This window comes from Paenibacillus sp. EZ-K15 (genome assembly GCF_002573715.1).
Classification (GTDB): domain Bacteria; phylum Bacillota; class Bacilli; order Paenibacillales; family Paenibacillaceae; genus Paenibacillus_AQ.
The window spans coordinates 165,643-178,244 of record NZ_PDHM01000004.1; the positions used below are offsets into that span (position 1 = coordinate 165,643).

7 protein-coding genes are annotated in these 12,602 nt (G+C 55.9%); all 7 read left to right on the plus strand.

Translation table 11 applies throughout. The features are described 5' to 3' along the window. Nucleotides 1–12: 12 nt before the first annotated feature. The 7 genes from CRG97_RS01895 to CRG97_RS01925 all read left to right on the plus strand — a co-directional run bounded on the left by CRG97_RS01895 (nucleotide 13) and on the right by CRG97_RS01925 (nucleotide 12,601). Nucleotides 13–1,047: an SPFH domain-containing protein gene (locus CRG97_RS01895; protein WP_098741490.1), complete on the plus strand. Its 1,035-nt coding sequence runs from the start codon at nucleotides 13–15 to the stop codon at nucleotides 1,045–1,047. A 672-nt stretch (nucleotides 1,048–1,719) separates the two neighbouring features. Beyond that, entirely contained in the window at nucleotides 1,720–3,108 is a 1,389-nt protein-coding gene (locus CRG97_RS01900) for an ABC transporter substrate-binding protein (protein ID WP_161952906.1), read from the plus strand. A gap of 83 nt (nucleotides 3,109–3,191) precedes the next feature. Continuing rightward, nucleotides 3,192–6,068 carry an extracellular solute-binding protein gene (locus CRG97_RS01905; protein WP_098741492.1) on the plus strand — a complete coding sequence of 959 codons (2,877 nt, stop codon included), beginning with the start codon at nucleotides 3,192–3,194 and terminating at the stop codon, nucleotides 6,066–6,068. Nucleotides 6,069–6,092: 24 nt separating this feature from the next. Next, nucleotides 6,093–7,043, plus strand: a complete 951-nt coding sequence (locus CRG97_RS01910) for a carbohydrate ABC transporter permease (protein WP_237566261.1) — start codon at nucleotides 6,093–6,095, stop codon at nucleotides 7,041–7,043. Next, the gene (locus tag CRG97_RS01915) at nucleotides 7,040–7,921 is read left to right on the plus strand and encodes a carbohydrate ABC transporter permease (protein ID WP_098741493.1); all 882 of its coding nucleotides are present in this window, start codon (nucleotides 7,040–7,042) and stop codon (nucleotides 7,919–7,921) included. Before CRG97_RS01910 ends, CRG97_RS01915 begins: the two co-directional genes overlap by 4 nt. Before the next feature lie 18 nt (nucleotides 7,922–7,939). Next, nucleotides 7,940–9,994, plus strand: a complete 2,055-nt coding sequence (locus CRG97_RS01920; RefSeq protein WP_098741494.1) for a YIP1 family protein — start codon at nucleotides 7,940–7,942, stop codon at nucleotides 9,992–9,994. Between the two features lie 15 nt (nucleotides 9,995–10,009). Continuing rightward, on the plus strand, nucleotides 10,010–12,601 hold the full coding sequence (locus tag CRG97_RS01925) for a DUF5696 domain-containing protein (RefSeq protein ID WP_098741495.1): 2,592 nt from the start codon (nucleotides 10,010–10,012) through the stop codon (nucleotides 12,599–12,601). Nucleotide 12,602 lies beyond the last annotated feature (1 nt).

A 12,602-nucleotide genomic window follows, 5' to 3' on the forward strand; every position in this document is an offset into this window, starting at 1 on the left:
TGAATAACATCGATGGGATTTTTCAAGAACCAATTCTCTAATGTCGTGGAATGGGAAGAGTTTAGGGACGATATGATTTTCTGGAAATGGAGCAACCGGGAGATTAAAAAAGGAAGTAAGCTGGTCATCCGCTCCGGTCAGGACGCGATTTTTGTCAATAACGGCAAGATCGAGGGGATTTTTGAGGATGAAGGCGTATATAACATCGATTCGGATATCATTCCGTTCCTTTCTACTTTAAAGGGATTTAAATTTGGCTTTAACAGTGGCATGCGCGTGGAAGTACTGTTCGTAAACACGAAGGAATTCACAGTCAGATGGGGGACGCAAAATCCGGTCCTCATTCCGACGCCGCAGCTTCCGGGCGGTATGCCGATCCGTGCCAACGGCACGTTCAATTTTAAAGTGAATGATTATGTGACGCTGATCGACAAAATCGCCGGGATGAAAGAGAGCTATCTTGTGGACGACGTCAAGATCCGGATCACTTCGGTGCTCGATCAATTGTTGATGAAATGGATCAGTCGCGAAGGCAAGGACATGTTTAACCTGCAGGCGAACGCCTCCGAAATCGCGAGAGGGATTCGAGAAGACCTGGACATGGAAGTGATGGACAACGGAATAACGATCACCGGCTTCCAGGTGATGAGCTTCAACTATCCGAAGGAAATTCAGGATATTATCACCAAGACGGCTTCCCATGAAATGATCGGCAATCTGCAGAAATACCAGCAGGTCAGCATGACGGATGGGATTGCATCCGGCAAGGTACAAGGCGGCGGTGCGGCTTCGGATATGGCCGGCATGATGATGGGGATGAACATGGCTAATGAAATGATGAAAAATATGAATCAGAACCAGAACCAGAACAATCCGAATCAGAACAACCAGAATCAAAGCCAACAGCCTCCCGCTGCGAAGGAGCCATCCGCTCCCGCGGCCGCATCCTCTTCTGAAGGAAACAAGAAGCCCAACTTCTGCCCGAACTGCGGTGCGAAGAATGAAGGGGCGAACTTCTGTCCGAATTGTGGGCAGAAGCTGAGTTGAGTTGAATTTGTGACTAGCCGCGCTAATAAATGTACAAGATTTGATACAAAGTTCGATGCCATCATTGGAATGACGCAAATGGTGGTGGCGTTGAGCGAACGTAAAAACTCTTATCAAAACAGCACCCCTCGCTTTTAAAGCGGAGGGTGCTGTTTTTCTATGTTCGCTGTTTCCTTTAACTAGTTATGTATCCACCTATACTGTTTGTACCTTCTTAGTTATCTTTCGTTCTCCACGTTCCTCCAACACGTTACTTCGCGCTCTGCAACCCTATCTTCTCATATAGATTCACTTCTCTGTCTGTTCCAACTCCTGCACAGAAAATGTGATTCCTACATGAAAATGATTACGACCCATTCGATCAAATCCCTAATGAAGCTGGTCCAGCGGGCGATTGAGAACTCGCCGGGCCAAAAACAACCGGTGGAACCTGTTTGATTCGGCCGCGCGAGTACCGAATCCGGCCAATGAGAACTAGGCGTGCTGCAGCGGTGAATGCTACGATGGCTCCGTTCGAATCCTGCAATCCGCACAAGAAAAGGAGGAATGTCTTTAAGAGCAACGGAGAACGTTCGGCGGGCCGTTTGTCGAGCTGTCGCGGAGCTGGCATGCGTAATTGCCGGCGCTGCCCGGCACATGCGAAAGAATAAGCAAAAAGGAGGTATTAAAGAAATGAGTATTAAAAGCAGGAAGCAATGGCTTTTCGTTGTTGTGCTTGTTTTCGTTGTTCTCTTGACGGGATGCACAAGGGGCGGAGGGAATTCCGCCGACGAGCCGAAGCCGGAACCTCAGGTGGCCGTGACAGAGCAGGAGGATGAGCAGCCAAAGAGCGGGGAAGAGCAGCAGGCGCCTGAGGAGGAGCAAACGATTGACATGCAGGGAAAACCGGTGCGCGTCATATCGTGGGGGTATGCCGGAGGCGAGAAGGGCACAGAAGCAGGCGAGCAGCGAATCGCCCTCGAGCAGGAATTGGAAAAGAAGTACAATACAAAGTTTCAATTCGAGCAGATTCCCTGGGGTGATATCCAAGATAAGATTACAGCGTCCATCGTAGCCGGTGAGCCGATCGCGGATGTCTTCCTGCTGGAGCGGTATCGGGCATTCCCTGCGATGGTGCAGAAGGATTTCCTGCAGCCGATTGATGGCATTCTGGATATTAACAACGAAAAGTGGCCTGCTGAAATGCGGATGACCGGCAGCTTCGATGGCAAAGTGTACGGCTTCTCGACGGCTGTAGGCGGCGGGGGCGGCATTTATTACAACAAGGCGATATTGAAGAAGGAGGGTTTACCAGATCCACAAGAGTTGCATGAGAAAGGGGAGTGGAATTGGGATACGTTTCTGGATATAGCGAAGAAGTCGACCAAGGATACAAACGGTGACGGGAAAATTGACCAGTACGGGCTGGCGCTTACCTCAGTAAACTTCGTACCGGCATTTATCGCGTCGAATGACGGAGACGTGACAAAGGTGGTCGACGGTAAGCTGGCGTTCACCGGGGACGACGAAAATGCGATGGAAGCGCTCCGGTTTTATAGCGATTTGAGTAATGTGCACAAAGTCGTCAAGCCGAACCAGACTGACAATTGGGAAGATTACATCAACGCCTTCAACGAAGGCATCGTCGCGATGCGGTATGGAGAAGGTTGGGAGGGAGGCGGTATTCAGACGAACCTGGGGAATGATTACGGCTTCATCTTCATTCCGAAAGGGCCGAAAGCGACCGCTTACCACAACGCGATGCAGCCGACGCTCTGGTTCGTGCCGAAGGGTGCGAATCCGGATGCTGTCCGCATCTACGCCGAGTACCTGCTCGGCTACATGCCGAAGGAGGGGGAGTTGGACGCTTGGACGGAATCGCTGTTTGCCGATCAGAAGAGCCTCGACAACTACATGGAGATGGGAAAAATTATGAAGCCGAAGGATTGGGAGGGAATCCCTAACTTTGGTCAGGAAATCCGCAAGGTCTGGGATAATATCGGTGCAGGCAAGGAAACGCCGGAAACGGGCATGAAGAGCGTACGTCCGGTGCTGGAAGGGCTGCTCGATGCAGCGCAGTAATCATAGCGATACTCCGTGGTGCCCGGGCTTCGGGAAGTCTCCCGGATGCCGCACAAGTTCGCGAGCAAAGAGGGGAGTGGCGGATGAGAGTTCGAGCCATCTGGAAACGAAGCTTGTTAGCCGTCCTATGCGGAGTGCTTGGCTGGGCCACACTGCTGCTGTTGCCTGATGGAAGCTCCGCGCCGCTAGCGGCAACGGACGCGGCAGTTAAGACTGTCTCTCCAGAGGAAGCCTTCGAGGGGAAGGAGGGCTCGTACGCCCGCTATCTTCAGGACCATGCAGACGAGCGTCTTCCCTCAGACGAGATACGGATTGAAGCAGAGCGGCAGCCGATCAGTGGTTCCGGCGCTGTCGTTGCCATGGAGCGCGAGGGGGCAGAAGGAAGCGCCGCTCTGTCCGGAGAGAGCGGCGAGATCAGCTGGGACGTCGACATCGAAGAGGGCGGCCTCTATCATCTCTACGTGCGCTATTACCCAATGGAAGGCCGAAGCGAGGCGATTGAGAGGGCGCTGCTCATCGACGGTCAGCTTCCGTTTACCGAAGCAGAGCGGTTGCTGTTTCCACGTGCTTGGGGCAACAAGGAGGAGCGCATCCGGCAGGATGCGAACGGAAACGACATGAGGCCGTCCCAGGTGGAAATCCCGGCATGGGAGGAGGTGGCGCTCTCCGATGCGGACGGCTATTATGAGGAACCTTACCGGTTTAATTTTGCCAAGGGAAAGCACAGGATTACACTCCGCTCCGTACGGGAGCCGATGCTGGTCGATTATTTGGTACTGCGCCCGGCCAAGGAAATACCCGCTTACGCCGACCTGCGGGCATCGTACGAGCGGCTCGGATACGGCAAACCGGCGGAAGGTACCTTGATCTCCGTGCAAGGTGAAGACGCTGCGGTCAAATCGAGCCCGACCTTGTATCCGCTTGCTGACCGGTCCAGCCCCGCCACCGAGCCGTTTCATCCAAAGGAAATCCGGCTGAATACGATTGGCGGCAACAATTGGCGCATCCCGGGACAATCCATTACGTGGACGTTCGAAGCGCCACAGGATGGACTGTACAAGATCGCCGTGAAGTATAGGCAGCATTTTGTCCAGTCCCTCGAAGTTTCACGGCGGCTCAAGATCGACGGCCAGGTTCCCTTCGCAGAAGCAAACCGTATCGGCTTCAAGCCGGGCGGTGGGTGGCAGATGATGCAGCTGAGCAATCCTGAAGAGCCTTATCTATTCTATTTGACGAAAGGAAAGCACAGGCTATCGCTCGAAGTGACATTGGGCGAAATGACGCAGCATATCCGCAGCGTCGAGCAAGCCGTGCTGGAGCTGAACCAGCTGTACCGTAAAATCATTATGATTACTGGCGGGTCCCCTGACCCGTTCCGCGATTATGAGCTGCAGAAGCGGATTCCCGAGCTGCACGAGACATTCGAGGCGGAGGGCCGACGTCTTCAAGGCGTGATCGGAAGCATGGAGCAGCTGTACGGTGGCAAGGGTGAGCGGATGGCGGTGTTGAATATGGTCGCCTTTCAGCTGCAAGATCTGGCGGAAGACCCGGAATCGATCGCCAAGCGTCTGGATGCGTTCAAATCCAATATCGTCGCCTTGGGGACGTGGATGTTGACGGCGAAGGAACTGCCTTTGGAAATTGATTATTTGATCGTCGCTTCAGAAGAAGCCCGGCTTCCGCAAGCGGACGTATCGTGGCTGGCTAATGCGGAACACGGCGTCCGGCAGTTCCTTCTGTCGTTTTTCACCGATTACGATGCAGTCGGCGCGACCGACGAGGAGGCGGAGGCGGTAGACGTATGGGTTACAGGGGGGCGGGATCAGGCCCAACTGATCAAATCGATGATCGACACCTCATTCACCCCGCAGACCGGCATTCCCGTCAATTTGCGGCTAGTCGACCCGGCGGTGCTGCTTCCAGCGACGCTGGCCGGCTCCGGGCCTGATGTGGCGCTCGCGTCTAGCAATGTCGTCGATTTCGCCATGCGCGGCGCTTTGCAGGACCTGTCGGTCTTTGACTCGTTTCAGCATGTGAAGCAGCGGTTTGCAGCCAGCGCGTTCGTCCCGTTCGAGTACGAGGGCGGGGTGTACGCTATCCCGGAGCAGCAGACGTTTCCGATGCTGTTCTACCGAAAAGACGTGCTGGAGGAGATCGGCGCAGAGGTGCCGCAGACATGGGAGGAAATGTATGCGCTTATCCCGGTGCTGAACAAGCGACAGCTGTCGATCGGATTGACGCCGGATGTGACGATGGACATTCTGTTGTACCAGAACGGCGGCTCGTATTACAAGGACGGAGGCAAGGCGTCGGGATTGGATGCAGAGGAAGCATTGTTGGCTTTCAAGCGGTGGACGGATCTATATGTCAATTACAAGGCACCGCAGCAATTCGATTTCATCAACCGGTTCCGCATCGGCGAGATGCCGGTGGGCATCGCGGACTACACAACCTACAATTCACTGGTCGTCTTCGCTCCGGAAATCCGCGGCTTATGGGCTTTCGCTCCTGTCCCGGGAACATCGGAAAGCGAAGGCGCAATCCATCGCGAAAGCGCGTCCGTTACGCTCGGCTCGGTCATGTTCAAGCGTGCAAAGAATAAGGAGAACGCCTGGGCGTTCATCGACTGGTGGACCGGCAAGGAAGCCCAACTGACGTTCGGCCGGGAGCTGGAGGCGCTCATGGGCGCTGCATCGCGGTATCCGACGGCCAATCTGGAGGCGCTGCGGGAGCTGCCTTGGCCAGCTGACGATTTTGAGCGGCTGATGGAGCAGCTGGAATGGGTACGCGGTGTTCCGGACGTGCCAGGTGGCTACTTCACGAAGCGCCATCTGAACAATGCGTTTTTCGAGGTGCTGAACAAAGGGGCTAATCCGCGCGAGACGCTGAAGGATTACGCGCGGACGATCAACCAGGAAATTACGGTCAAACGTCGCGAATTTCATTTGCCAACGGATTAGAGAGGAGGATGCATCATAAGCGTACTGTCTAAACAGACGAAGGCAGGCGCGGCGCCGTTTCGGACGGAGCGTCCGACTCGATTCCGCAGGCTGCTGCTCGAGTTGAAGGCGAGCCGGCAGGATTATATGATGCTGGCGCCGTTCTTCGCCATCTTCTTCACATTTACGGTCCTGCCTGTTCTCATGTCTATGCTGCTCAGCCTGACGGATTTCAATATGCTGGCGTTCCCGAACTGGGTCGGGCTTAACAACTATGCCCGTTTGTTTATTAACGACGAAGTGTTCCTCATTGCGGTGAAGAATACGATCCTGCTCGCGACGATTACCGGCCCGATCAGCTATCTGGCCTGTTTTGTCCTGGCCTGGCTGATCAACGAACTGTCGCCGAAGATCCGCGCCTTCGTCACGCTTGTGTTCTACGCCCCGTCCTTGTCGGGCAACGCCTTTATCGTCTGGAAGCTGCTGTTTGCGAATGATTCCTACGGCTTCATCAACGCCTTCCTGCTGCGCAACCGTATCATTATGGAGCCCATATTGTGGCTGTCCGACATCAACTACATCCTGCCGATTCTGATCATCGTGCAGCTTTGGCTCAGTCTGGGCACAAGTTTTCTGGCGTTCATCGCAGGACTGCAGGGGATGGACAAAACGCTGTTCGAAGCCGGCGCAATCGACGGCATCCGTAACCGTTGGCAAGAGCTGTGGTATATCACACTCCCGTCAATGCGTCCGCAGCTTATGTTTGGCGCGGTTATCCAAATTACAGCTTCATTCGCAATTGCCGAGGTTTCGACCCAGATCGCCGGGTTTCCGAGCGTGCAGTACGCAGGCCATACCATTGTCACCCATCTGGACGATTATGGCGGTATCCGGTACGAGATGGGTTATGCATCAGCGATCGCGACCGTGCTGTTCGTCTTGATGCTGGGCTCCAATTTGCTTGTTCAAAGACTGCTCAAGAAAGTCGGTGAATGAAGTTGGCGACGATACGGATTCGACGTAATCGAAGATGGAACCGTTCGCTTGCCGTCGACCTTCTGCTGTTTCTGGCGCTTGCTGGCGTCGGCGCCTTTATGGTGCTGCCGCTGCTGTTTGTCGTCAGCAACGCGTTTAAGCCACTCGACGAGATCTTCCGGTTCCCGCCGAGGTTTTTCGTCCGGTACCCGACGCTGCGAAACTTTACGGAATTATATTATTTGCTGTCCTCATTCTGGGTGCCATATACGCGCTATATATTCAACACTGTATTTATCGCGGTCGTCGGCACGGCGGGCCATGTCATACTGGCGTCTTTGGCCGCTTACCCGCTGGCCAAACGCCGCTTCCGGGGGCGAGGTGCGCTTTTTACCATCGTTGTCCTTTCCCTCATGTTTTCCGGGCATGTGACGGCCATTCCCAACTACATGACGATGTCGTGGCTCGGCCTGCTGGATAGCTACTGGGCGGTCATCATTCCGGCGCTCGGCTCTTCGCTCGGACTGTTCCTGATGAAGCAGTTTATGGAGCAAATGGTACCGGACGCGCTGCTCGAGGCAGCCCGCATCGACGGCTGCAGCGAGTATCGGATCTTATGGCGGGTCGTGATGCCGATCGTCAAACCGGCCTGGATGACGCTCATCATTTTCTCCTTCCAAGGGTTGTGGGGCGCGGGCGGCACCGGCAAAATCTACATCTACAGCGAACAGCTCAAGACACTCGACCATGCGCTCGGGCAAATATTGGCGGGCGGCATCGTGCGCACGGGACCCTCGATGGCTGCAACGCTGCTCATGATCTCAGTGCCGATTGCGATCTTCATTATCTCGCAAAGCAACGTTATCCAAACGATGTCGACATCCGGTATGAAAGATTGAGAGGGGGGGACAAAAGGAATGAATCGGATATGGCTGCCGCTTCTCGTTATGCTTGTCCTTGCTTTGGCATCGCCCCCGCTAGCCGATGCGGCTCCCTATTATGGCTATCATTACTCCTCTGACGGAGAGGCCGTTCCGGCTCCGCTGCCGTATATGCCGGATAAGGTCATCTATGGCTCGACTGTGGATGCGGAGGCCTTCAATAATCCGGAGGATCTGTTTGTCGGGCCGGACAGGCGCGTCTATATCGCGGATACGGGCAACGACCGCGTTGTCGTGGTGGACGAAAATTGGCGGCTCGTCCGGATTATCGATTCCTTCCAGCGCGAAGGCAAGGCCGATGCGTTCAATAAGCCGCAAGGCGTCTTCGTCGACAAGGAGCATCATATTCACGTGGCAGACACGCAGAATGGGCGGATCGTCGAGCTGGACGGGGAAGGGAAGCTCGTGCGTATCATAGGGCCGCCTGAGTCCGAGACGCTTCGCGCGGATTTTAAATTTTTGCCAACAAAACTGGCACTCGACTCTGCGGGGCGGCTGTTCGCAGTCAGCCAGGGTGTGTTCGACGGCATCGTAGAATTTGATGCGAATGGGGCTTTCAGCGGCTTTTTCGGCAAAAATCCGGTCCGCTTCAACGCGGCAGACCTGTTCTGGAAGCAGCTCGCGACCGATGCGCAGCGCCGGCAAATGGCGCTGTACGTCCCGATCGAATTTAACAATCTGGCTATCGACGCCGAACAATTCGTCTATGCGACGGCAACGGAGAACCGAACTACGATTGATATGGTGAAGCGACTCAATCCATCGGGTATCGACGTTCTAAGGCAGGATGGCATGATTCCGGTTATGGGAGATTTACGCTCGACGCGTTCCGGCAGCTTCGGTGGCAGCTCTACGCTGATCTCCATCGATGTTGACGCCGACCAGATCTACCTGGTACTGGACTCCAAGCGAGGCCGTACATTTGCCTACGATTATGACGGGAATCTGCTGTTCCAGTTCGGCCAAATCGGCGATAAGGTCGGCAATTTCCGCGGGCCGGCGGATGTAGCCTGGTTCGGACGGGACATTCTGGTGCTCGACCGCGCACTGAACAGGCTCACGTTGTTCAAGCCGACACGCTACGGCTCGCTTATGCTTGATGCGGCATCGGCTTACTACAATGGCAAGGAAGAGCAAGCGGCAAGGCTGTGGCGCGAAGCGAGCAAGCTCAACGGCAATCTTGAGCTTGCCCATATCGGCATAGGGAAGGCCCAACTGGAGGAGGGGAACTACGAAGCGGCGATGGCGAGTTTCAAGTTCGGCGATTCGCGCCCGTATTTTTCCAAGGCGTTCGCCGGCTACCGCAAAGCGTTCCTGTGGAACAACTTTGCCTGGCTGTTTGCTTGCCTCGCCGCTACCATCGCGGTCTTTGTCCTCGCCAAGCGTTTCGCGCCAAAGCGATCATCGGATGACGAGTATGGACCAGTCCGCACCGCGCTGCTTACGACCGTCAGACCGTTCAAGCAGTTCTGGGAATTGAAATATGAAGGGAAGGGTAGGCTCTGGGTCGCGTTGACTATCGTCGCGCTAGTCGGCTTCATCTTTGTCCTGCGCGCCTTCTACTCCGGCTATCTCGTCTCGGGCGGGCAGTGGGAACGGATCAACAGTGTGAAGGAATTCGCCTTCATCGTTATACCGTTTCTGGTCTGGTGCGTGGCCAACTGGTCGCTGACGACGCTTATGGACGGAGAAGGGACGTTCAAGGAGATCGTTATCGCGAGCGGTTATGCCATGCTGCCGTTGCTGCTGGCCAGCACGCTGCAGCTGGCTTTCGGCTGGATGATTACCTTGCAGGAGTTGAGCTTCTACTCGTTATTTGGCACGATCGGCGTGCTGTGGTTTGCCGGTCTGCTGTTCGTGGCCACGCTGACGGTGCATCAGTACACGCCGCTAAAGACTGTCGTGACGATGGTTTTGACGGTCGTCGTTATTGCCATCATCGTTTTTTTGGCCCTATTGGTGTTTAGCTTGATTCAGCAACTGGTCGTCTTTATTTTGACGGTCTACCAGGAATTATCATTACGGATATGAGGGGAGATGCGCTTGATGCGAATGAGCATGCTTTGGCGACGGTTCGTTATCATCACGGTCGGGGTTTCGGCGCTTGCGCTTGTGGCCGCCGTTGTCTTGTCTTCGCTGTCCGCGCCGGACGACCCGGCTGCCGTAATTGCTGAAGCGGAAACCCGGCTCGAGGCGAGCCGAACGGCGGCAGCCGCTTCGGCGCCCGCGCTCCCCTGGATTCAGGATCAGGGCGCCGTTCCGGATGGGATGGAGAAGGCGGCCGAAAACGGCCGGCTGACGCTGTTCATGGACCGGCAGACGACGTCGTTTGCCGTCAGGCACAAGGAAAGCGGCCGATTGTGGTACTCCAACCCCACGAGCCGCGAATCGGACCCAATCGCGTCAGGAGTGCATAAAGATCGGCTGTCATCCCTGTTTTTCCTGTCCTACTTGCTGGATACGGGCCAGGAGCAAGAGTACGACAGCTATGCGGACAGTGTCGCGCTTGGACAGTTCGAAACGGAGCCGATCGAGAACGGGGTGAAGGTGACGTATACGGTCGGCCAGGTCGTCCGCGGGATTGAGTCTATACCGCGAGTGATGACCGGGAGTCGTTTCGAGGAGCGGATTATCAGCCGATTGTCGGACGAACGGGCCGTAAGCGAGATGAAAAAGCGGTTCAAATATGAAGCAGACCGCGATGTGTATACGCGGCGGGAGTTGCCCAGTTTGGCGGTGTCTGCCGTGCTCGACATTTTAAATCAGGTCGGATACGGGGAGGAGGATCTGGCTTACGATGATGAAGAGAATGGTCTGGAGCCGGAAGCGGGCTCCGGACGGCCGCGATTTTCGATTCCGGTCGAATACAGGCTCGACGGGGAGCAGTTTGTCGTGCGCATAGATGCAGGAGCGATTGAGAAAACGGGGACAATGCCGCTGCATACCATAACGCTGCTGGAGTTTTTCGGAGCGGCCGATTCATTGCAGTCCGGTTACATGTTCGTCCCCGATGGGTCAGGAGCGCTTATACGGCTGAACAACGGGCGGACCGTCGAACCACCATACCTCGCTCCGGTGTACGGAGAGGACGGCGCGATCGCCAGGGATGAGAAGCTGGCGGAGCATGAGACGGTCCGACTGCCTGTATTTGGGATGAAGGCGGGTGACGCGGCTTGGCTTGGCATCATTGAGCAGGGTGACGCGATTGCATCCATCAAGGCTGACATCGCCGGCAGGCTGAACGGCTATAACTATATCGCCCCGTCATTCACGCTAGCGAGCAGGGATAAGGTGATCATCGCAGGAAACTCGGCGACAAGCACGAATCCGGTTCACCAGAAAACGCCGTACGGAGGGGACATCGTTGTTCGTTACGGATTTCTGGCGGATGACAAGGCAGACTACTCCGGGATGGCAGCTTTGTATCGCGACTATCTAGCCGAACATAACCGGCTGCGGAGGCTGGAACCTGCGGCGGACACTCCGTTCGTGCTCGAGCTCGTCGGCGGGATGGAAACGCGCAAATCGATGCTGGGCGTGCCGTATGATGCGGTCACGCCGCTGACGACGCTCGATCAGGCGCTGGAGGTGCTTGCCGCCTTGCGCAAGGAACAGGTGGCAGCCGTCAAGCTGCGTTATATGGGTTGGTTTAACGGCGGGACTCAACATCGTTACCCGTCGCGGGTGGTGGTTGGTGAAGAGATTGGCGGACGGGCGACATTTACCGAGTTCGCGCAGAAGCTGCACGGACAGGGCGTCAGGTTCTATCCGGACGCGGCCTTCCTGAACGTCTATACGGACGGTCACGGATTCCGCGCTGGACGCGATGCGATCAAATACATGTCGCAGAAGACTGCGAGCGTGTACCGTGTCGACAGGCCAAGCTTCATCCTCGATGGGGAGTCCTTCTCCCACTACCCGCTGTCTCCTGTCCGGCTTCCTGCGGTTATCCGCAGCTTCACCAAGGCAGTGAAGCCGCTCGGCATCGGCGGGCTGTCGCTGCGGGATTTGGGCGACACGCTCTATTCCGACTTCGACCAGAAGAAGCCGGCAGACCGGCAGCAGAGCGCAGTGATCGTCGGATCTCAGCTGATTGAGCTGTCCGCGGACTTTCCGGATCTGATGGCGAGCGGCGGTAACGCTTATTTGCTGCCGTATGCGCAGACGATCGTGAATGCGCCTGCGGCTTCGAGCGGATTTAACCTGGAGGACGAATCGGTCCCTTTTTATCAGATGGTTCTTCACGGTTACGCGGATTTGGCCGGCCTGCCGTTCAACCAGGCGGACGACCAGTCTGCCCGAAAAAATATTTTGAAGGCGATTGAGACGGGTTCAAACGTTTACTATCGCTGGGTGTACAGCATGCCGTCCGAGCTGAAGTCTCCCGCAGCCCGCGAACTGTACGCGGCCGGCTATGCGGACTGGGTCGAGGAAGCAGCCGCAGCCTACAAGGAAGTGAACGAGGCACTGAAGCCGGTCCGGCACCTGCGAATCTCCCGGCACGAGAAGCTGTCTGAAGGAGTCTACCGGACCACGTATGAGGACGGCACGGCAATTACGGTCAATTACAACGACAAACCGGTTTCACCGGGCGGCTATGCCGTCGGTGCGCTAAGCTATCGGATAGGAGGGAAGTGAC

Excerpts from the sequence above, each read along its gene's own strand:
- CRG97_RS01895 (WP_098741490.1), top strand. The coding sequence starts at position 13 with ATGGGATTTTTCAAGAACCAATTCTCTAATGTCGTGGAATGGGAAGAG.
- CRG97_RS01900 (WP_161952906.1), top strand. The coding sequence starts at position 1,720 with ATGAGTATTAAAAGCAGGAAGCAATGGCTTTTCGTTGTTGTGCTTGTT.
- CRG97_RS01905 (WP_098741492.1), top strand. The coding sequence starts at position 3,192 with ATGAGAGTTCGAGCCATCTGGAAACGAAGCTTGTTAGCCGTCCTATGC.
- CRG97_RS01915 (WP_098741493.1), top strand. The coding sequence starts at position 7,040 with ATGAAGTTGGCGACGATACGGATTCGACGTAATCGAAGATGGAACCGT.
- CRG97_RS01920 (WP_098741494.1), top strand. The coding sequence starts at position 7,940 with ATGAATCGGATATGGCTGCCGCTTCTCGTTATGCTTGTCCTTGCTTTG.
- CRG97_RS01925 (WP_098741495.1), top strand. The coding sequence starts at position 10,010 with ATGCGAATGAGCATGCTTTGGCGACGGTTCGTTATCATCACGGTCGGG.